This is a genomic window from Nonomuraea sp. NPDC005692, assembly GCF_040631115.1.
Lineage (GTDB): Bacteria > Actinomycetota > Actinomycetes > Streptosporangiales > Streptosporangiaceae > Nonomuraea.
In genome coordinates this window covers 130,077-150,264 of the sequence record NZ_JBEXYU010000006.1, presented here as the reverse complement: position 1 = coordinate 150,264, position 20,188 = coordinate 130,077, and the positions used below count along the sequence as shown (strand labels likewise).

Genomic DNA, 20,188 nt, shown 5'->3' with positions numbered 1-20,188 from the left:
CAGGCGCCCAGCACACGAGCCACGCCTGACCACCAGCTGCCTCGCACCCGGCAGCCAACGGCTCGCGTCACTGCCGGTTGCGGGCCGCCCAGCAGCCCACCGCACAGACCCCCGGCTGCCGGAAGGCCAGCGCCCAGCAAGCCACGCACGCGCCGCCCTGGCTACTGGCTGCCCAGCTGCCAGCAGCCCCCCGCTACCGGTTGTCCAGTGCTCGGTCTACGAAGGTTTGGACGTCGTCGATGACCTCGTCCCTGTTGGTTTCGTTGAAGACCTCGTGGCGGGCGCCTGTGTAGATGCGTTCGGTCAGGTCGCTGCCCTTGACCGCCTCCACCCCGGTCCGGCTGCCGGCCAGCGGTACGAGCTGGTCGTCCTCGCCGTGCACCCACAACGTGGGCAGGGCGCCGAACGTGCCGCCCTTGGCGATCGTGTCCAGCATCGCGGCGAACGCCTCCACCGTGGCCCGCTTGAACGGCCCGTGCCAGACCAGCGGGTCGTCCGCGTACGCCGCCCCCACCGACGGGTCGCGGGAGAGCGTGGCCGGGTCGATGGGGATGTCGGGCAGCTCGTCGAGCGCCATCAGCGCGGGGATGACCTCCCACTCGCCGATCACCGGGCCCGACAGCACCAGCGCGGTCAGGCCCTCGGCGTAGCGCTGGGCGTACCGGGCGGCGATCATGCCGCCCATGGAGTGGCCGATCAGCACGACCGGGACGCCGGGATGGTCGGCCCTGGCGCGTTCCTCGACGGTGTGCACGTCGGTGACGACGTCCTCGAAGTCCTCGACGAGCACGCGTTCGCCCGCCGACCTGCCGTGGCCCATGTGGTCGAGTCCGTGGACGGCGGCGCCGTGCCGGACGAGACGGTCGGCGACGTACTCGTAGCGGCCGATGTGCTCGCCGTATCCGTGGACCAGGAGGGCGATGTAGCGGGGCCGGTCGTGCGGCCATTCGCGGACGACGTTCAGCCCCCGCGTGCCGGTGAAGGTGTGCTCTCGCGACTCGGCCATGAACTTCCTCTCCCATCCAGCCACGACGTCCGAAAACCGCTGACTTCCGCGGGCGCGCCGGTGTTGTAGAGAGTATGGACATCCACACCATCATCGACAGTCCGCTGGGCGAGATTCTCCTCGTCGGCGACGGCGCCGGGCGGCTGACCCGCGTGTCGTTCGACGTGGGCGCGCCGCCCGGACGCCGGGAGCCGGCCGCGTTCGGGGAGGCCGAACGGCAGCTCGGCGAGTACTTCGCGGGCGGGCGTACCTCGTTCGACCTGCCCCTGGCCGCCCGCGGGACGGCGTTCCAGCAGCGGGTGTGGGGGGAGGTGGCGGCGCTGCCGTACGGGACGACCACGAGCTACGGCGAGCTGACCGCCCGCGCCGGCGTGGCGCGGGACCGGGTCCGGGCGGTCGGCGCCGCGATCGGCGCGAACCCGCTGCTCGTCGTGGTCCCCTGCCACCGGGTGGTCGCCGCGAACGGCGCGCTGACCGGCTACGCGGGCGGCCTGGAACGCAAGTGCGACCTGCTCACCCTCGAAGGCGTCCTGCAGCCGCAGCTCTGGAGCGTGTCGTCATGACGCCGCGGGTCGAAGGGGCCGACTGGCAGCGGCTGGCCGGGGAGCTCGACGCCCACGGCTGCGCGCTGACGCCCCGGCTGCTCTCGCCCGGGGAGTGCGCGGAGATCTCCGGCCTGTACGACGAGGCCGGCCGGTTCCGCTCGACGGTCGACATGGCCCGCCACCGGTTCGGCTCCGGCCAGTACCGGTACTTCCGCCGGCCGTTCCCGCCGCTGGTCGAGGAGTTGCGGGCGGCGTTCTATCCGTATCTGCTGCCGATCGCCCGCGACTGGGCGGCCCGGCTGGGGCAGCCCGCGCCCTGGCCGGACGACTTCGGCGAGTGGCTGGACATGTGCCACGCGGCGGGACAGACCAAGCCGACCCCCATCCTGCTGCGCTACCGGGAGAACGACTGGAACGCGCTCCACCGCGACCTGTACGGCGACCTCGTGTTCCCGCTGCAGGTCGTCATCGGGCTCGACCGGCCCGGCGAGGACTACACGGGGGGCGAGTTCCTGCTGGTGGAGCAGCGGCCGAGGGCCCAGTCGCGGGGCACGGTGACCGCGCTGCCGCAGGGTCACGGGCTGATCTTCACCACCCGCGACCGGCCGGTGCGCTCCTCGCGCGGCTGGTCGGCCTCGCCGGTGCGGCACGGGGTCAGCACCGTGCGTTCGGGGCTGCGGCACACCCTCGGCCTGGTCCTCCACGACGCGACATGACCGGCGAGCTGACGGCCGAGCTGGACGCGCTGCTCACCCTCGTCCGGGCCCAGCGCCCACGGGCGCGGGCCGTCGTCGTCGGCCACGGCCGGGACGGCGCCCGCCTGGCCGAGGCGTTCGCGGACGCCTGGGACGGGACGGTGCTCGCGGTGGTCGCCTGGCCGGAGACGGCGGCGTCCTGGTTGCGCCAGGCCAGGCGGTTCACGGCGGGGGAACCCGACGCCTGGGTGGTCGCGGGCGCGCCGGCGGGATGGGCCGGGATGAGCGAGCGCCTGCGCCGCAGCACCGACTGGGATCCCCGCCGGACGTACGGTTCGGCGGCCACGGCCCGCGCGGTCGCCCTGGCCGCTCCTGGGACACTGGAAGGCATGCGCGGAGCCGACACCGACGGCACAACATGGCGACTAGGACGAAATCTGATTTTCCGGGAATCATCGTGATCCCCCTGCCGATCCGGGAGATCGCCCCGGGCGCGGTGCACGTCCCCGGCTGGTTGTCCCTCGCCGAGCAGCAGGACCTGGTGCGCGCCTGCCGCGCGTGGGCGACCGGCCCGGTGCCGATCCGGCACACCGTGCTGCCCGGCGGCGGCGTGATGTCGGTGCGGACGGTGTGCGTCGGCTGGCACTGGCAGCCGTACCGGTACACGCGTCTCGCCCACGACGTGAACGGGCGGCGGGTCGCCGCGTTCCCCGCGTGGCTCGGCGACCTCGGCCGCCGCGCGCTGGCCGACGCCTACGGCCGCCCGGACGACGGCTACGACCCCGACACCGCGCTGGTCAACTTCTACGACGGCCAGGCCAGGATGGGCATGCACCAGGACAAGGACGAGCGCTCCGACGCCCCGGTGGTGTCGCTGAGCGTCGGCGACACGTGCCTGTTCCGCTTCGGCAACACCGAGACGCGCGGGAAGCCGTACACCGACGTCGAGCTGGCCTCGGGCGACCTGTTCGTGTTCGGCGGCGCGTCCCGCTTCGCCTACCACGGCGTGCCGAAGGTCTACCCGGGCACCGGCGACCCGGCCACGGGCCTGGCCGCCGGGCGCCTCAACGTGACGATGCGGGTGACGGGTCTTCGATGAAGTAGTCGAACTGGTCGTCGGTGAGGGTGCGGCGCAGGATGCGCAGGACCTTGCCGGGGTCGTCGTGCGGGCCCGGGGTGTAGAAGGGCTTGCCGTCGCGGCCGAAGGTGATGGCCGAGCCGCCCTCCCACTTGCCCAGCAGGTCGCTGACGGGCGCGAACTCTTCGTGGGGCTCGAAGCCGAGCGTGCGCGCGTGGTCGATCGAGCCGAAGACCAGGTGCTGGGCCAGCTCGATCGGCACCTCCTGGTAGCCCGCGTACTCGCCGAAGAAGTATTCGCGGAACCTGCGCAGGTCGCGATCGTCGAGCACGTCGGGGCCGATGGTGTTCTTGATGCCGAGGCAGTAGACGTCGGCGAGGTAGCCGCAGACCGTCATCCGGTCCCAGGTGTGGCGCCGGGCGACCAGCACGCACACCATGCCGCCGGCGCCGGACTCCGGGGCCTCGTCGACCCAGCCCTTGGACGGGTCGACGCCCAGCCCGGCGCTCCAGCCGACGTTCATCCAGCAGCCGACCACCTCGGGCTCGGCCGACGTCACGTTCTCGGCGGCGATGGCGCGCACGAGGGGCGCGACGACCGACGGCGACACCTTGAGCGCCCGGGCGATCTCCTTGGGAGACCTGCCCTGGGCGCGCAGCTCGCGTACCTGATCCTTCAACTCCACACGCGGCAGCCTAGCGCCCGGCGTCCCGTCAGGCGGACAGGCTGGGGGCGAGCCACGCCAGGAGCCGGCGCGGCCGGGCGCCTCCCCCCTGCTCAGCCGACGGACGAGGTCACGGTGTCCACGTGCTTCTGGCTGACCGAGCGCCCCGACACCAGCACGAGGTCGAGCGCGCGCAGGTCGGCCAGGCGGTCGAGCGGGTTGCCGCGGACCGCGATGACGTCGGCGCGCTTCCCGGCCTCCAGGCTGCCGGTCTCGGCCCCGACTCCGCACGCCTCGGCGGCGCGTACGGTGGCCAGCTCGACGATCTCGGCGTTGCCGAACCCGGCCTCGGCGAAGACCTCCAGCCCCGACACGTAGTCGTCGGTGCGCTTGTCGAGCCCGGCGATGGCGAACCCGGTGTCGGTCCCGGCGACGAGCCTGATCCCGGCCTCGCGCATGGCGGCGAGGTTGCCCAGCCAGCGGTCCATCGGCTCGGCGCCGACGAGCGCGCGCAGGTTCCAGAACTGGCCGTGCACGGTCGGGCACACGTACGTGTCGCTCCCGGCGATGCGGTCGGCCAGCCGCGCGTCGTAGGCCGGGCCCGCCGGGGTGTGGAACGTGCAGTGCTCGATGGTGGTGACCCCGGCCTCCAGCGCGTTGCCGATCGACTCGGGGGCGTGGGCGTGGGCCGCGACGGTCTTGCCGCGCGTCGCGGCCTCCTCCACGGCGGCCCTGATCAGCGCGGCCGGGTACTGGGCCCGCCAGCTCGGCACCGAGCCGGGCGACATCTCGCCGCCCGAGGCCATCACCTTGAGGCAGTCGGCGCCGGCCCGCAGGTTCTCCCTGGCCACCCGGCGGACGGACGGCTCGTCGTCGGCCTCGCCGCCCATGTACCAGCAGTGGCCGCCGGTGACCGTGATCGGCCGGGTCGCGGCGATCAGGTGGGGGCCGACGGCGAGGCCGCCCTCGATCGCGTCGCGCAGGGTGAGGTCGAGGAAGCCGCGCCCGCCGAGGTCGCGGGCCGTGGTGACGCCCGCGGAGACGAGCTTGCGGGCGTTCTCGGCCATGCGCAGCAGCAGGTGGCCGTCGCTCACGGCGCTGCGTCCGGTCACCGGGTCGACCGTGCCGTCGAACCCGAGGTGCACGTGCGCGTCGATGAGGCCGGGCAGCAAGGTGTGATCGGGCAGGTCGAGTGTCTCCGGGGCCTGGCCCGCGCTGCCGCGGGGGCCCACCGAGACGATGCGCGAGCCGTCGATCAGCACCTCGCCGTGGGTGATGACCTCTCCGGGACGCCCGGTGAGCACCGTGCCGGCACGGATGATCCGCATGCCCTCCACAGTGCCACACGCGCCCCCGCCGCGCCCGCCCGCCGGGACGCCGGGCGCAGGAGCCCCCATCTGATAGGAAGGTTTACTTATTAGGGCATGATGGCCGTCCATGTGGACGCGCGACTTCGTGCTCTTCTTCACCGCCCGCACGGTGTCGATGCTGGGCTCGGCGATGATGCCGGTGGCCACCGCGCTCGGCATGCACGACGCCGGGTACGGCGCCACCGGCGTCGGCCTGGCCCTGGCCGCCTGGATGGTGCCGATGGCCGGGCTCATCCTGTTCGGCGGCGTGCTCATGGACCGGTTCACGCCCCGCCGCATGATGGTCGGCGCCGACCTCGCCAGGACGGCGACGCAGGCGGGCACGGCGGCGCTGTTCGGGCTGGGCCGGCCGGAGTTGTGGCAGGTCGTGGCGCTGTCGGCGGTCGCCGGGGCGGCGGCCGCCATGTACACGCCGGGCGTGGCGGGCACCATCTCGCGGATCGCGGCCGACGTGCAGCGGGCCAACGCCACCCTGCGCATGTCCGAGGCGATCATGCAGTTGCTCGGGCCGGGGCTGGCGGGGGCGCTGGTCGGGCTCGCCGGGGTGGGCGTGGTGTTCGCCGCCGACTCGGCCGGGTTCGCGGTCAGCGCGGCGTGCCTGCTGCTCATGCGGGTGCGGGTGGCGGGCTCCGGCGAGGAGCCGGTGCTGGTGCGGCTGCGGGAGGGCTGGCGGGAGTTCCGGTCGCGCACGTGGATGTGGAGCGTCATCCTGATCTGGGTGGTCTTCGGGATCACCCTGTTCGGGCCGCTGATCCCGCTGGGCTCGGTGCTGGCGACCGACGCGTACGGGCAGACCGCGTACGGGCTGGTCATGTCGGCGAGCGGGGCGGGGACGATCGTGGGCGGCCTGGTGGCGTTGCGGATCAGGCCGGCCAGGCCGCTGGCGGCGGGCGGGATCGGCATGTTCCTGTTCGCGCTGGAACCGCTGAGCTTCGCGGCCGGCCTGCCGCTCGGCGTGATCATGGCCTGCCACGTGGTGGGCGGGGCCGGGTGGGCGTTCTGGTCGGTGATGTGGGCGACGAGCGTGCAGACGCTGGTGCCGGCCGAGGCGCTGAACCGGGTCAGCGCGTACGAGATCGGCGGCTCCACCATGTCGCTCCCGATCGGCCAGGCGCTGGCCGGGCCGGTGGCCGCCCTGGTGGGCTCCCGCGAGGTGCTGGGCTTCTCCGCGCTGGTGGCGGTCGCCGGCTCGCTGGCGCTGCTGTCCCTGCGGCCGGTGCGGCAGATCACCGTAAGGCCGCGGGAAGAGGACCGTAAGGCCGCTCCCGCATCGTAGAGGCATGACAACGACGCAGACCGCGCAGTACGAGATCGTCCGCACCTTCGACGCCCCCCGCGAGGACGTCTACGCCGCCTGGACCGAGCCCGAGCGTTTCTCCCGCTGGTTCGGCCCGCGCATGCTGGCCACGCCGGTCGGCCGGATCACCCTCGACGCCCGTCCCGGCGGCCGGTGGCGCGCGACGCTCGTCGGCGAGGAGGGGTTCGAGGCGACGCTGGAGGGCTCCTACCGCGAGGTGCAGGCACCCGCCCGGCTGGTGTTCACCACCGGCGACCCCGACAACCCCGGCGACGGCCCGGCCTCGGTCGTGACGCTCGACCTGCTCGACCGGGACGGCGGCACCGAGATGCGCTTCCACCAGTTCGGCGTCAACACCGACCAGGAGCACGCCGAGCAGGCCAGGGCCGGCTGGGACGAGTTCTTCGACCGCCTGGCCGAGCATGTCGCACGCTGACCCCTCACACGCTGATCCTCAGAACAGGCCGAGGGCGTCGTCCAGCTTGTACGTGCCGCCCCGCTCGTACGCCGCGGCGAAGGCGCGTTCGCCGAGCGCGTCCCTGACCCTGGCCGTGACCCGCTCCTCCTCCTCGCGTTCGGAGGCGTTGGCCGGGGTCTGGATCTGCTCGCGGACCGCGGCGGCCAGCCCCAGCAGCACCGCCGCCCGCTCGGTCGGCCCGGCCGCCGACGCCGCGCCCGCGACGCACGCCGCCGCCGTGCGCGGGTCGCCGACCCTGACCGCCGCGGCCAGCGCCTCCCGGTGCAGCTCCAGGGCCGCGGCCGGGTCGCCGCGCAGCTCGGTGAGGTGGCCCAGCTCGACCAGCAGGTCCGGCAGGTGCAGCGGCGGCTCGACGGCGGGGTCGCGCGGCAGGCCCTCCAGCAGGTGGTTCAGGTGCGACTCGGCCAGGTCGAGCAGCCCGGCGCGGCGCGCGGCGAAGGCCAGGCCCATCTCGGCCATGGTCTCGCCCATCTTGTAGCCCTGGCCGAGCGCCAGCTTCAGCGCCCGTCCGCACAGCTCCATGGCCTGGTCGTAGGCGCCGCCGTGCAGCGCCGTCCAGCCCAGCCAGGCGATGCGCCCGGCCACCTCGGGCCACAGTCCGAGCTCCTCGGCCATGCGCAGCCCCTCGGCGAACAGCCGGCGCGCCCGCTCGTGGTCGCCGGCCATCTCGGCCGCGCCCGCCAGCCATTCGGTGGCCTGCAACATGCCCCAGCGGTCGCCCAGCTCGCCGAACAGCCGCGCGCTCTCCCCCGCGTCGCGCTCCAGCGCCTCGGTGTCGCGCATGGTGAACGCGTCGCGCGCCTGCCTGGCCAGCGCGACGGCGACGCCCCACGTGTCGCCGGAAGCGCGGCAGGCGGCCAGCGCCCGTCCGGTCAGCTCCTGGCCGGTGACCATGTCGGGCACGCTCATGCCGGCGAACAGCTCGGCCCTGGCCCGCTCGCCCGGGTCGGCGACGCGTTCGAGCAGCGGCTCCCATGCGACCTGCTCGCCCAGGAGCAGTGCGAACCCGGCGTGCCAGGCCGCCGCCCGGCGCCTGGCCGGGCCGTCCGGCCCCGCGACGGCCAGCGCCGCGCCCAGCGAGCGCCTGCCCTCGCCCAGCCGGCCGCGCAGGAACCAGTACCAGGCCAGCGCGTTGACCAGGCGCGCGGCGGTGTCGGCGGCCCCCTCGGCGATCGCGGTGTCCAGCGCGGCCCGCATGTTGGCCGACTCGGCGTCCAGGCGCAGCAGGCGGTCGCGCTGCTCGCCGCCGTACAGGCCGGGTTCGGCCGCCACGGCCAGCTCCAGGTAGTGGTGCAGGTGGGTGCGGCGCACGTCGGCCAGTTCGCCGGCGTCGGCCAGGCGGCCCACGCAGTACTCCGACACCGACTCCAGCAGCCGGTACCGGACGCCCGTCGTGCTCTCGGCGACGACCACGAGCGAGCGGTCGACCAGCCGGGCCAGCAGGTCGAGCACGTCCAGCCCCGGCTCGGCGCACACCGCCTCGGCCGACTCCAGGGTGCAGCCGTCGGCGTGCACGGCCAGGCGGCGCAGCACCACCCGTTCCTCGTCCGACAGCAGGTCCCAGCTCCAGTCGATCACGGCGGTGAGCGTCTGCTGCCGGGCGGGCGCGCCCCGCCGTCCGGACGCCAGCAGCCTGAACCGGTCGTCCAGCCGGTCCACCACGCCCTGGACGCCCAGCGCCCGCACCCGGGTCGCGGCCAGCTCCAGGGCCAGCGGGATGCCGTCGAGCCGCCGGCAGAGCTGGGCCACCGCCTGGGCGTTGCCCGCCTCCAGGGCGAACCCGCGGGCCGAGGCGGCGGCCCTGGAGACGAACAGCCGGACGGCGTCCGAGCGGGCCATCTCCGTCAGGTCCGTGCCCGCCGGCAGGTCGAGCGGCGGGACGCTCCACAACACCTCGCCGTCCACGCCGAGCGGCTCCCTGCTGGTGGCCAGGACGGTCAGGCCCGGCGCCGCGGCCAGCAGCGCGTCGACCAGCTCGGCGACCTGCTCGACCACGTGCTCGCAGTTGTCCAGCACGAGCAGCACGCGCCTCGGCCGCAACGCCGCGGCCAGCCGCTCGCGCACGTCGCCGCCCGACGGGTCCTCCCGGATGTCCAGGGCGGCCATGATCGCCTCGGCGGGCGAGTGGGTGGCGCCGTCGAGCGCGACCAGCCAGGCGCCGTCGGCGAAGCCGTCCAGCAGCCGGTGCGCCGCCTCCAGCGCCAGCCTGGTCTTGCCGACGCCGCCGGTGCCGGTGAGCGTCACCAGCCGCTCGGCGGTGACCAGCGAGCAGATCTCGGTCAGCGCCTCGTCCCTGCCGACGAGCTTGCTGACGGACGCGGGCAGGTTCGTGGTGGGCCGCTCGGCGGGCAGGCTCAGCGCCGGGTCCTGGCCCAGGATCGCCTGGTGCAGCGCGACCAGCTCGGGGCCGGGATCGAGGCCCAGCTCGTCGGCCAGGCGCTCGCGCAGCTCGGCGAAGCTCGCCAGGGCGTCGCTCTGCCGTCCGGCCCGGTACAGGGCGCGCAGGTGCACGGCGCGCAACCGCTCCCGCAGCGGATGCCGGGCCACCAGATCGCCCAGCTCGCCCACCAGCAGCCCGTGCTCGCCCAGTTCGAGCCGGGCCTCGGCGCGCTGCTCCAGCGCCGTGAGCCGCTGCTCCTCCAGCCGGACGATCGCCGACCTGGTGTACTCCTCGTCGGCGAAGTCGGCGTACGCCGCCCCCCGCCACAGCGCCAGCGCGTCGGCCAGCAGCCCCGCCCTGGTCCGCGGGCTGTCGGCGGCCTCGGCACGGGCCAGCAGGTCGGCGAAGCGGGCCGCGTCGAGCGCGCCCGGATCGGCGCGCAGCAGGTAGCCGGGCGCCCGCGAGACCACCAGGTTCTTGCCGCCCGGCTCGGCGTCCTCGAGCGCCTTGCGCAACTGGGAGACCCGCACCTGGAGCGCGCCCGCCGGGTTGCCCGGCGGCTCCTCGCCCCACAGGTCCTCCACCAGCCGGTCGGCCGAGACCGGATGGCCCTCGTGGACGAGCAGGTCGGCGAGCAGCGCCCGGACCTTGAGCCCGGGGATCGTCACCGGCTCCCCCGCGTCGGTCCACACGGCCAGCGACCCCAGCACCCCAAAACGCATGTCCGTCACCTTATGTGCCGCCGTAAGTCCACGAGAAGCGCACCGGAAGCGCCCTCCGGCACCGTGAAACCAACAGTGAAGCCAACGGAATGGGGAAACGACATGAAGACCGGCACCCTCGCTGGACGGCGTGAATGGACCGGGCTCGCGGTCCTCGCCTCGGTGGCCCTGCTGCTCTCCATCGACCTGAGCGTGCTCTACCTGGCGCTGCCGCACCTGAGCGCCGGACTCGGCGCCTCCGCGCCGCAGCAGCTGTGGATCCTGGACATCTACTCGTTCATGCTGGCCGGGTTCCTGGTGACGATGGGCACGCTGGGCGACCGGATCGGGCGGCGCAGGCTGCTGCTGCTCGGCTCGGTGGCCTTCGCCGCGGCCTCGGTGGCCGCCGCGTACTCGGTGAACGCGGAGATGCTCATCGTGTCCCGGGCGCTGCTCGGCGTCTCGGGGGCGACGCTGCTGCCGTCGTCGCTGGCGCTGATCCGCACGATGTTCACCGACGGCCGGCAGATGGGGACCGCGATCGGCCTCTGGTACGGCTGCTTCATGCTCGGCATGGCGGTCGGGCCGCTGGTGGGCGGGCTGCTGCTGGAGCACTTCTGGTGGGGGTCGGCGTTCCTGATGGGCGTGCCGTTCATGGCGGCCGTGCTGGTCGCCGGACGGCTGCTGCTCCCCGAGTACCGTGACCCGCACGCCGGCCGCCTCGACCTTGCCAGCGTGGCCCTGTCCCTGGCGACCATCCTGCCGGTCGTCTACGGGCTCAAGGAGGTCGCGCGCGGCGGCTGGCAGCCCGTGCCCCTGGCCGCGGTCGCCGCCGGGGCGGCCTTCGGCGTGATGTTCGTCAGGCGGCAGCGCGACCTCGCCAACCCGCTGCTGGACCTGCGGCTGTTCGGCAACCGCGCGTTCGCGGCGACGCTGGGCATCATGTCGCTCGGCGGGATCGTCATGGCCGGGACCACGCTCATGACCACCCAGTACCTGCAGACCGTCGAGTCGTTGTCGCCGCTGGGCGCCGGGTTGTGGCTGGTGCCGCAGAACCTGGCCATGATCGTGGCCCTGTCGGTCGCGCCGCGGCTCGCCGCCCGGATCGGCACCGCGTACGTGATGGCCGCCGGGCTGGCGCTGGGCGCCGTCGGGCTGTTCCTGCACACCCAGGTCCCGAGCGCCGGCGGGACCGGGCTCGTCGTCACCGGGCTGGTCCTGGCCTCGGCGGGCATCGCGCTGCCGATGGGCGCGGGCAACAGCGTGATCATGACGGCCGCGCCCGCCGAGAAGGCCGGGTCGGCGGCGTCGCTGACCGAGACGAGCGGCGAGTTCGGGGTGGCGGTCGGGGTGGCCGCGCTCGGCAGCCTCGGCACGGCCGTCTACCGCGGTCAGTTGCCCGAGCACCTGCCGGTGGAGGCAGTGCGGGAGAGCATCAGCGTGGCGGTGACCGCCGCCAAGGACCTGCCCGGCCTGCTGGACCTGGCGCGGGCGGCGTTCACGGCGGGGCTGAACACGGTGGGGGCCGTGAGCGCGGTGGTCTTCGCGGGGCTGGCCGTCTTCGCCCTCCTCGCCCTCCGCGGCCACCGCCCGACTCCCTGAGCCTTCTCGCCCTTGCGCCTTCTCGCCCTCTCGCCCTCTCGCCCTTGAGCGCTCTCGTCCCCTGACCGCCGGCCCGGCCGGCGGTCCTTCGCCGTCGCCGGGCTCTTCCTGGCATGCCGTTCGTACGCCCGGTCAGCCGGACGGCGGCGCCTTCCTGGCCGAGCCGCGGTAGCCGGCCGCGTCGTAGCGGCGTTCGTTGTCGGCCAGCTTGGCGGTCGCCGCCGCCACCAGATCGACCCCCAGGACGTCGGCCAGCCGGACCAGGTACAGGGTCACGTCGCCGAGCTCGGCGCGGATGCGGGCGAGCGTGTCGGGGTCCGGGTTCGCGGACTCCTCGGCGGTCAGCCACTGGAACTCCGCGACCAGCTCCCCCGCCTCCCCCGCCAGCGCCATCGCCAGGTTCTTCGGCGTGTGGAACCTCTCCCAGTCGCGGGCCCGCGCGAACTCCCGCAGCCGTACGGCCAGCCCCTCCAGCTCCTCGTTCACGCCACCCGACCCTACTGGCCCACCGGCCGATTCATCACGACCGGTGATGACAGTCCGGACGAACCCCGTCTGGTTCCCCGGCCGCTTCCGCGATCGACTGGCTCCCGTGTTCTCCCACTTCAACGGCCCGGTCCTCGTCCCCGGCGATCCCGGTTACGACGACGAGACGGCCCGATTCAACACCGTCGCCGGCCCCGTCCGCCCCGCCGTGGTCGTCGGCGCCCGGGACGCGGACGACGTCCGGAAGGCGATCGACCACGCCCGGTCGGCGGGGCTGCGGGTGGCGGTCCAGGCGACCGGCCACGGCCTGTCCACCCCCGTGGACGGGGCCCTGCTGATCAACACCCGCAGGATGACCGGCCTGTCCGTCGATCCCGCCAGCCGCACCGCCCGCGTCGAGGCCGGAGTGCGCTGGGGCCAGGTCGTCGACGCCGCCGCCGGACACGGCCTCGCCCCGCCGAACGGCTCCTCCCCCCTGGTCGGCGCGGTCGGCTACACGCTGGGCGGCGGCCTGCCCGTGCTCGGCCGCACGTTCGGCTGGGCCGCCGACCGGGTCAGGTCCCTGGAACTGGTCACGGCCGACGGAACCCTGCGCACGGTGAGCCCGTACGAGAACCAGGACCTCTTCTGGGCCCTGCGCGGCGGCCGGCCGGGCGTCGGCGTGGTGACCGCGATGGAGCTGGAGCTGGCCGCCGTCCCCCGCTTCCACGGCGGCATGCTGCGCTTCCCGGCCGAACGGGCGTCCGAGCTGCTGGCCGCCTGGCTGGAGTGGAGCCGCGACCTGCCGGACACGATGAACAGCTCCATCGCCCTCCTCCGCCTCCCCCACGCCCACCTCACCGCCATCCGCCTCGCCCACGCCACCCCCTCGTCCTTCCCCTCCCCTTCGAACCCCTCCCGCTCGAACCCCGCCTCCTCGTACCTCACGCCCGAGGAGCTGATCGCGCCTCTCCGCGCCCTGAACCCGGCCAAGGACACCGTCAGGGACCGCCCCTACACCGAGATCGCCGCCGTCCACGAGGACCCCACGGAACCCGCCGCCTACCGCGAGCTCTCCCTGATGCTGCACACCCTCGACGCCGGCCTGTTCGACCGCGCCGACCCGGACTTCGCGATGGTTGAGATCCGCCGCCTCGGCGGCGCGCTGGCCGCCGCCCCGGACGTCCCGAACGCGATCGACCACCGCATGGCCGCCTACAGCCTGACCACGATCGCCTTCGCGGGCACGAACCCGAAACCCCCCCTGGACCCCGCCGACCCGTCCAGCACGGGCCTCCGCTTCCGCAACTTCCTGGCCGGCCCGCAGGCCCCGGCCCTGGCCGCCGAGGCGTACACCCCGTCCACTTGGACCGGACTCACCACCCTCAAAACCACCCACGACCCGGAGAACCTTTTCCTCTGACGAGCATCGTAGGTTGCAAGAAGCCATTTGACGCCTTCTGGCGAATGAAACGCACGCCAGATGGCTTCAAATGGGTATGGTGATCCCGACAAGGGAGACGCCGTGCTTCTCAACTTCCGGTTGGCCAACGTCCTGTCGTTCCGTGACGATCAGCGTCTCTCACTGATCGCGACGGAGCTGAACGACGGCACCGCCCGCCCCATCCCGGTCCGGGAGGGAGGGCGGCCCCTGTCCGTGCTCCCGGTCCTCGGGATCTACGGAGCCAACGCCTCGGGAAAGACCAACACGCTCGCCGGCCTGCGGCTGATGCGGCAGGCCGTGCTGCACTCGGTGGCGTGGATCAGCGAGGAGAAGCCGACTCGCCGGATCCCCTTCGCGCTCGATCCGAGCTGCGCGGACGAAGACTCCTTCGTCGAGATCGACCTCGAACTGGCAGGTGTCCGCTACACCTACGGATTCGAGCTGGACGACGAACGTGTCCACGCCGAATGGCTGCACGCCTACCCCAAGGGCCGGCGTCAGGTCTGGTTCGACCGCGACGGCGACGACTTCCGCTTCGCGGGGGAAGGGCTGCGTGGCGAGAAGCAGGACCTGGCGCGGAAGACCCGCCCGGACTCCCTCTTCCTCACGGTGGCCGCCGAGTGGAACAACGAGCAACTCCTGCCCGTGTTCGAGTGGTTCCGCGACAATCTGCGGCTGATCAGCCCCGAACAGGACCTGCCCCAGCGCCAGGAGTTCACCAAGGCCAGGGCCCTTGCGGACGAACGGTTCAGGGATCAGGTCGGCCGCCTCCTGACCCGGGCCGACCTCGGCATCGTCGGCTTCGACAACGACGCCCTGGCGCGCGGCGACGTCCGGCTGCTCCACCGCGCCGGCGATCACACGGCCTCTCTGGACTTCGCGCACGAATCCATGGGCACCCGCGCCTGGTTCGCGATGCTGGGGCCCCTGCTGGAGGCGTTTCAGCAGGGAACCACGGTGCTCGTGGACGAACTGGACGCCAGCCTGCACCCCGCACTCGCGGCCGAGGTGATCAGGATGTTCGAGGACTCCGAGGTCAACGCGCGAGGGGCACAGATGGTGTTCACGACGCACGACGCGTCGCTGCTGCGTCCGCTCGCGGGCGGGGAACGGATCCTGGACCGTGACGTGGTCTGGATGGCGGAGAAGGACCCCAGGGGTTCGACGGAGCTGTATCCGCTGTCGAGCCTTCGTCCACCGCCCCGTCCGAACGAGAACCTCGAACGCGGCTGGCTGCTCGGCCGCTTCGGCGGCGTGCCACGGGTCGCCCCCGGTGAGCTGGCACGCGAGGCGGGAGAGGCCCTCGCATGAGCCCCGACAAGGTCAGGAAGAAGCGCCAACGCGGCTCCAGCCTGACGGCCCAGCCGCCGCCCCGCGCCGCCAATCGCATCTTCTACGCCGTCACCGAAGGCGCGGTGACCGAGTACGACTACCTCACGATGCTGCAGAACGCGTTCTCCCGGCAGTGCTCGTTCCGCATCGACATGCCGAAGTACCGGCCCGACGACATGAAGCCGTGGAAAGTCGCCCAGCGCGCCCTGACCGTGGCCGAGGAAGACGCTCTTCGACCGCGACCAGCACGGCGACCTGGACGACGCCCTGAACGCGCTCAAGGAACACTCCAAGATCAGAGTCGCCATGTCCCATCCGTCCTTCGACTTCTGGCTCTACCCGCACTACGGCCTCTACGACCAACCGCAGGACGGCCGTAACCACTAGATTCACCAGTTGTTGTCGCAGCGGCCTGGCTTCGCGGGGTTCGGGCCGAGGGACAAGAGGATCACCAAAGCCCGCGCCGATCACCTCATGCCACGCCTCAAAACCGCGTTCGACAACGCGCGGACCTTGGACAGGCGCTGCGCTTCCGGCAAGTGCTCCCATCCGCGAGGCCCCGAACCGCGTTGCGGCCTCGTCGATCAGGACCCGTCCAGCGGCATGTGGCGCCTTCTGGACAGCCTCGGCATCCCGCCATTCCTCTGAGACGGCCGGAGGGACGGGCTCGGCGACCGGGCAACGAGCTGCCGCTCAGGCGACCAGAGCCGCCGAGCGGCGGATCTGAAGAGATTTCGCAGGTCAAGGGCGGATAGTCAGGGCGCCGGAGGCGCGGGGGGTGCGCCGGAGGCGCCAGAGGGGGGACGCCTGAGCCCGGAGGGCGAAGACCGCTGGGGCCGGGCCCACCGCTTCAGGCGGGCAGTTCCGGCGACCCGTCACTCCACGGCGGCCGTGCTCTCGCGGACGATCAGTTCCGTGGCCAGTTCCACCCGTTTCGTCTCCGGCACCTCCCCCTTCCCCATCCCCAGCACCGTACGGGTGGCCAGCGCCGCCATCTCCTGCAACGGCTGGCGGACCGTCGTCAGCGGCGGCCAGGCCGACTTCGACAGCGGCAGGTCGTCGAAGCCCACGACGCTCAGATCCTCCGGAACGCGCAACCCCCGCTGGCGGGCGGCCTCGAACACGCCGAACGCCATCAGGTCGCACCCGGCGAAGATGGCCGTGGGCGGTTCGTCCAGCGACAGGAGTTCGTGGCCCTGGTCGTGGCCGGAGTCGACGAGGAAGGTGCCGCGCCGGACGAGTTCGGGGGCGAGCGGCACGCCGGCCGTCTCCAGGGCGGCCCGGTAGCCGTCGACGCGCGCCTGGCTGCACAGCATGTCGGCGGGGCCGCTGATCATGCCGATCCGGCGGTGGCCGAGTTCGAGCAGGTGGCGGGTGGCGGCGAGGCCGCCGTTCCAGTTGGTGGCGCCGACCGAGACGATGCCGGGGGCCGGCTCCCCCTCGGGGTCGACCACCACGAACGGCAGCGATCGCGCGCTGAGCTGGGCCTGCACGCCGGTGGACAGGCGCGAGGCGACGATCACCACGCCGTCGGTGCGGCGGGCGGCCAGCCGTTCGAGCCAGTCGCGGCCGGGACCGGCGTGGGTGTGCAGCACCGAGATGACGACGCTGGCCCCGGCCTCGTGGGCCGCGCTCTCCGCGCCGCGCACGATCTCCATGGCCCACGGCGACTCGATCTCGGCGAACACCAGGTCGACCAGGCCGGCGGGGGTGTCGTCCTGGCTGACGCGCCGCTGGTAGCCGTGTTCCTGGAGCAGCCGTTCGACCTTGTGACGGGTCGCCGGCGCCACCTCGGGCCGGCCGTTGATGACTTTGGAGACCGTGGGGATGGAGACCCCGGCCTCTTCTGCGATCAGTGCGATCGTCACGCGCCTCTTACCTGACACGTTCGGGAGTGTATCCGAAAGTTTCGGACTGGAACCGCTCCCACGACAGCTATTGACGCCCTGCGCAGCACATATCTATGCTCCGACCAACGAAATTATCGGGGGCTACACGAAACTTTCATACCGCTCGTGCCCGATGAAGGGACCCCTGGATGAAACGCGGTCTGATCCTCATGGCCACCGCCCTGCTCGTCGCCGGATGCGGCAGCGGCGGGAGTGGCGACAGCGGCGGGCAGCCCGGCGGCTCGCAGCCCGGCCAGAAGCCCGCCAAGGTGACGCTGGAATGGTGGCACCTGTCCACCGCCGAGCCGCTGAAGTCCCTGTGGGCGCAGCGGGCCAAGGACTTCGAGGCCGCGCACCCCAATGTCACCATCAAGGCGACGGTGCTGGAGAACGACGCCTACAAGGCCAAGCTGACCACGATCACCCAGTCGGGCAAGGCCCCCGACGTCTTCGTCACGTGGGGCGGCGGCGTGCTCAAGCAGCAGATCGACGCCGGCCTGGTCAAGGACGTCTCGGGCGACGTCGCCTCCGTGCTGGGCACGTTCACCCCCGCGGCGCTGAGCGCGTACCAGTTCGACGGCAGGACGTACGGGCTGCCGACGGACATCGGGCTGGTCGGCTTCTGGTACAACAAGAAGCTCTTCGCCAAGGCCGGCATCTCGGCCCCGCCCGCCACCTGGGCGGAGTTCCTCGACGACGTCAAGAAGCTGAAGGCGTCCGGCGCCACCCCGATCGCGCTGGCCGGCAAGGAGAAGTGGCCGGGCCACTACTACTGGGCCTATCTGGCGATGCGCATCGCCGGCCTGCCCGCGCTCACGCAGGCGGGCGTGGACCACGACTTCACCAAGCCCGATTTCGTGGCCGCCGGGCAGCAGGTCAAGGCGCTGGCCGACCTCCAGCCGTTCCAGAAGGGCTTCCTCGGCGCGGGGTACGGCACCCCCGACGGGCAGGCGGCCACGGTCTCCAACGGCAAGGCCGCCATGGAGCTCATGGGTCAGTGGGCGCCCGCCGTGCAGAAGGACGCGGGCAAGGGCCTCGGCGACGACCTGGGCTTCTTCCCCTTCCCCGCGGTCGAGGGCGGCAAGGGCTCGATCGGCGACGCCTTCGGCGGCGGCAACGGCCTGTCGGTGGGCGCGGACGCGCCCCAGGAGGCCGTGGAGTTCGTGAAGTTCATGACGCAGCTGGACCAGCACACCAAGGCGGTGGCGGCGGGCGGCGTGCTGCCGGTGCTCAAGGGCGAGGAGAGCGCGGTCAAGGACGCCAACCTCAAGCAGGTCGCGACGCTGCTGGCCGGCGCCTCCGGCTACCAGCTCTACCTGGACCAGGCCTACCCGCCGGCCGTGGGCCAGCAGGTCAACGACAGCGTGGCCGAGCTGATCGCCGGGACCAGGACGCCGGAGCAGATCGGCCAGGACATCAGCGAAGTGGCCAAGAGCGAATGACGACGCTGACCCGCGGGCCGGAGGCGGTCGCGCCTCCGGCCCCCGCCCCGGCGGGGCGGCGGCGCGGGCGCGCGGTGACGATCGCGCTGTTCCTGCTGCCCGCGCTGGTGCTCTTCCTCCTGCTGGTGGTGGCCCCGATCCTGGTGGCCGGCTACGCCAGCGCGTTCAAGTGGAACGGGTTCGGCGGGCTGCCCACCGAGTTCGTCGGGCTGGACAACTTCACCAGGCTGCTGTCCTCCGGCATCTTCGCCACCGACCTGTGGCACCTGGCGGTCCTGGTCCTGTTGTCGGTGCTGGTCCAGCTCCCGTTCTCGCTGGCCGTGGCGATGCTGCTGAACCAGCGCATCCGGGGGCGGGCGCTCTACCGGCTGGTGTTCTTCGCCCCGTACGTGCTGTCCGAGGTGATCACCGGCGTGCTGTTCTCGCTGATCCTCGCGCCGGACGGCGGGATGGCGAACCAGCTGCTGTCGGTGTTCGGGCTGGAGTCGGAGTTCCTGGCCGATCCGGACACCGTGATGCCCGCGCTCTTCCTGGTCATGACGTGGAAGTACTTCGGCTTCCACATGATGATCTACCTGGCCGGACGGCAGGGCATCCCGAACGAGCTGATCGAGGCCGCGCAGATCGACGGCGCGACGTCATGGGAGACGTTCCGGCACGTCACGCTGCCGCTGCTCGGGCCGACGGTCCGGATCAGCGTGTTCCTGTCGGTCATCTACACCATCCAGCTGTTCGACCTGGTCTGGATCCTCACCGGGGGCGGCCCGTCGCACTCCTCGGAGACGATGGCCGTCACCATGATGGAGTTCGGCTTCAAGCGCTCCCAGGTGGGTTACGCCAACGCGATCAGCGTCGTGATGTTCGCGCTCAGCCTCGTCTTCGCCCTCGTCTACCAGCGCGTGGTGCTGCGCCGGGACCTGGAGGGCGCGACGACGTCCATGGGAGGCCGCCGATGAACCACGGAAGGCCGCCCGCGCGGCGGCGCCGTCCCACCCTGCCCCTGCACGCGATCGCCTGGACCGTCGGCGCGTTCGTCCTGGCGCCGATCGGGTACGCGCTGCTCGGCGGGTTCAAGAGCAACAGCCAGCTGTCGGGCAACCCCTTCGGCCTGCCCGATCCCTGGGTGAGCGCGAACTACACCGACGTGCTCGGCTCGGGGTCGTTCTGGCGGCAGGTGTGGAACAGCACGTTCATCGCGGTCGCCACGACCGTGGTGATGGTCGGGCTGGCGGCGCTGGCCGCGTTCGTCTTCGCCAGGTTCGCCTTCCGGGGCAGGGAGGCGCTGTTCACGCTGTTCACCGCGGGGCTGATGTTCCCGTTCGCGGTGGCCATCCTGCCGATCTTCGTGCTGCTGCGCACGTTCGGGCTGCTGGACGACCCGCTCGGCGTCATCCTGACGCAGGCCGCCTTCGGGCTGCCGCTGACGATCATCATCCTGCGTGGGTTCTTCCGGAGCATCCCGGGCGAGATCGAGGAGGCCGCGATCATCGACGGCTGCTCGCCGTTCGGGTTCTTCTGGCGGATCCTGCTGCCGATGGCCCGCCCGGCCATGGCGACGGTCTCCGTGCTGGCCGTCGTGGGCAGCTGGAACAACTTCATGCTGCCCCTGGTGGTCTTCAGCGACGAGACGAGCTGGACGCTGCCGCTCGGCATCCAGCAGTTCCAGGGCCAGTACGCCACCGACACCGCCCGCGTGCTCGCCTACCTGATCCTGGCCATGGTGCCGGCGCTCGGGTTCTACGCCATCGCTGAACGTCACCTGGTCGGTGGGCTCACCGCGGGTGCGACGAAAGGGTGAAC

The 20,188-nt window shown here is 72.6% G+C and carries 19 protein-coding genes; 13 read left to right on the top strand and 6 right to left on the bottom strand.

The window, feature by feature from the left end; all coding sequences use genetic code 11:
• Positions 1-193 precede the first annotated feature (193 nt).
• Entirely contained in the window at positions 194-1,006 is an 813-nt protein-coding gene (locus ABZ459_RS15835) for a lysophospholipase (protein WP_357970947.1), read from the bottom strand.
• A 74-nt stretch (positions 1,007-1,080) separates the two neighbouring features.
• Between ABZ459_RS15835 and ABZ459_RS15830 the strand changes: the two genes are divergently transcribed.
• Genes ABZ459_RS15830 through ABZ459_RS15815 form a run of 4 tightly spaced genes read left to right on the top strand, consistent with a single transcriptional unit; the run spans position 1,081 to position 3,345 of the window.
• Entirely contained in the window at positions 1,081-1,569 is a 489-nt protein-coding gene (locus ABZ459_RS15830) for a methylated-DNA--[protein]-cysteine S-methyltransferase (protein WP_357970944.1), read from the top strand.
• Positions 1,566-2,267: a 2OG-Fe(II) oxygenase gene (locus ABZ459_RS15825; protein ID WP_357970943.1), complete on the top strand. Its 702-nt coding sequence runs from the start codon at positions 1,566-1,568 to the stop codon at positions 2,265-2,267. Before ABZ459_RS15830 ends, ABZ459_RS15825 begins: the two co-directional genes overlap by 4 nt.
• A complete protein-coding gene (locus ABZ459_RS15820) occupies positions 2,264-2,707 on the top strand; it encodes a hypothetical protein (protein WP_357970941.1) in 444 nt (147 codons plus the stop codon). The genes ABZ459_RS15825 and ABZ459_RS15820 overlap by 4 nt, the downstream gene beginning before the upstream one ends.
• Complete coding sequence (locus ABZ459_RS15815; RefSeq protein WP_357971211.1) at positions 2,701-3,345, top strand: alpha-ketoglutarate-dependent dioxygenase AlkB; 645 nt, start codon at positions 2,701-2,703, stop codon at positions 3,343-3,345. Before ABZ459_RS15820 ends, ABZ459_RS15815 begins: the two co-directional genes overlap by 7 nt.
• Here the strand turns inward: ABZ459_RS15815 and ABZ459_RS15810 are convergent.
• Positions 3,311-4,009: a helix-turn-helix domain-containing protein gene (locus ABZ459_RS15810; protein WP_357970940.1), complete on the bottom strand. Its 699-nt coding sequence runs from the start codon at positions 4,007-4,009 to the stop codon at positions 3,311-3,313. The two genes, ABZ459_RS15815 and ABZ459_RS15810, sit on opposite strands and share 35 nt — an antisense overlap.
• A 92-nt stretch (positions 4,010-4,101) precedes the next feature.
• Positions 4,102-5,316 (bottom strand): amidohydrolase family protein, encoded by a 1,215-nt coding sequence (locus ABZ459_RS15805; protein WP_357970938.1) that lies wholly within the window; start codon positions 5,314-5,316, stop codon positions 4,102-4,104.
• A 109-nt stretch (positions 5,317-5,425) separates the two neighbouring features.
• Here ABZ459_RS15805 and ABZ459_RS15800 point away from each other — a divergent pair, with 109 nt between their 5' ends.
• Complete coding sequence (locus ABZ459_RS15800; protein ID WP_357970936.1) at positions 5,426-6,634, top strand: MFS transporter; 1,209 nt, start codon at positions 5,426-5,428, stop codon at positions 6,632-6,634.
• A 4-nt stretch (positions 6,635-6,638) separates the two neighbouring features.
• Positions 6,639-7,091, top strand: a complete 453-nt coding sequence (locus tag ABZ459_RS15795) for an SRPBCC domain-containing protein (RefSeq protein WP_352320052.1) — start codon at positions 6,639-6,641, stop codon at positions 7,089-7,091.
• Between the two features lie 18 nt (positions 7,092-7,109).
• On the opposite strand, the gene ABZ459_RS15790 is transcribed toward ABZ459_RS15795, so the two are convergent.
• On the bottom strand, positions 7,110-10,235 hold the full coding sequence (locus ABZ459_RS15790; protein ID WP_357970934.1) for a BTAD domain-containing putative transcriptional regulator: 3,126 nt from the start codon (positions 10,233-10,235) through the stop codon (positions 7,110-7,112).
• Between the two features lie 102 nt (positions 10,236-10,337).
• Between ABZ459_RS15790 and ABZ459_RS15785 the strand changes: the two genes are divergently transcribed.
• Entirely contained in the window at positions 10,338-11,816 is a 1,479-nt protein-coding gene (locus ABZ459_RS15785; protein ID WP_357970932.1) for an MFS transporter, read from the top strand.
• Positions 11,817-11,948: 132 nt separating this feature from the next.
• Here the strand turns inward: ABZ459_RS15785 and ABZ459_RS15780 are convergent, their stop codons facing one another.
• Positions 11,949-12,302, bottom strand: a complete 354-nt coding sequence (locus tag ABZ459_RS15780) for a nucleotide pyrophosphohydrolase (protein WP_357970930.1) — start codon at positions 12,300-12,302, stop codon at positions 11,949-11,951.
• Between the two features lie 46 nt (positions 12,303-12,348).
• Here ABZ459_RS15780 and ABZ459_RS15775 point away from each other — a divergent pair, with 46 nt between their 5' ends.
• The 3 genes from ABZ459_RS15775 (at position 12,349) to ABZ459_RS15765 (ending at position 15,444) form a co-directional block, all read left to right on the top strand.
• Complete coding sequence (locus ABZ459_RS15775; RefSeq protein WP_357970928.1) at positions 12,349-13,704, top strand: FAD-binding oxidoreductase; 1,356 nt, start codon at positions 12,349-12,351, stop codon at positions 13,702-13,704.
• Positions 13,705-13,806: 102 nt separating this feature from the next.
• Positions 13,807-15,036 (top strand): ATP-binding protein, encoded by a 1,230-nt coding sequence (locus ABZ459_RS15770; RefSeq protein WP_357970927.1) that lies wholly within the window; start codon positions 13,807-13,809, stop codon positions 15,034-15,036.
• 276 nt (positions 15,037-15,312) lie between these two features.
• The gene (locus ABZ459_RS15765; RefSeq protein ID WP_357971210.1) at positions 15,313-15,444 is read left to right on the top strand and encodes a hypothetical protein; all 132 of its coding nucleotides are present in this window, start codon (positions 15,313-15,315) and stop codon (positions 15,442-15,444) included.
• 488 nt (positions 15,445-15,932) lie between these two features.
• On the opposite strand, the gene ABZ459_RS15760 is transcribed toward ABZ459_RS15765, so the two are convergent.
• The gene (locus ABZ459_RS15760; protein WP_357970926.1) at positions 15,933-16,943 is read right to left on the bottom strand and encodes a LacI family DNA-binding transcriptional regulator; all 1,011 of its coding nucleotides are present in this window, start codon (positions 16,941-16,943) and stop codon (positions 15,933-15,935) included.
• Positions 16,944-17,095: 152 nt separating this feature from the next.
• Here ABZ459_RS15760 and ABZ459_RS15755 point away from each other — a divergent pair, with 152 nt between their 5' ends.
• Genes ABZ459_RS15755 through ABZ459_RS15745 form a run of 3 tightly spaced genes read left to right on the top strand, consistent with a single transcriptional unit; the run spans position 17,096 to position 20,186 of the window.
• Positions 17,096-18,388 (top strand): extracellular solute-binding protein, encoded by a 1,293-nt coding sequence (locus tag ABZ459_RS15755; RefSeq protein ID WP_357970924.1) that lies wholly within the window; start codon positions 17,096-17,098, stop codon positions 18,386-18,388.
• A complete protein-coding gene (locus ABZ459_RS15750) occupies positions 18,385-19,344 on the top strand; it encodes a sugar ABC transporter permease (RefSeq protein WP_357970923.1) in 960 nt (319 codons plus the stop codon). Before ABZ459_RS15755 ends, ABZ459_RS15750 begins: the two co-directional genes overlap by 4 nt.
• Positions 19,341-20,186, top strand: a complete 846-nt coding sequence (locus tag ABZ459_RS15745; protein ID WP_357970921.1) for a carbohydrate ABC transporter permease — start codon at positions 19,341-19,343, stop codon at positions 20,184-20,186. Before ABZ459_RS15750 ends, ABZ459_RS15745 begins: the two co-directional genes overlap by 4 nt.
• The last annotated feature ends 2 nt before the right edge of the window (positions 20,187-20,188 follow it).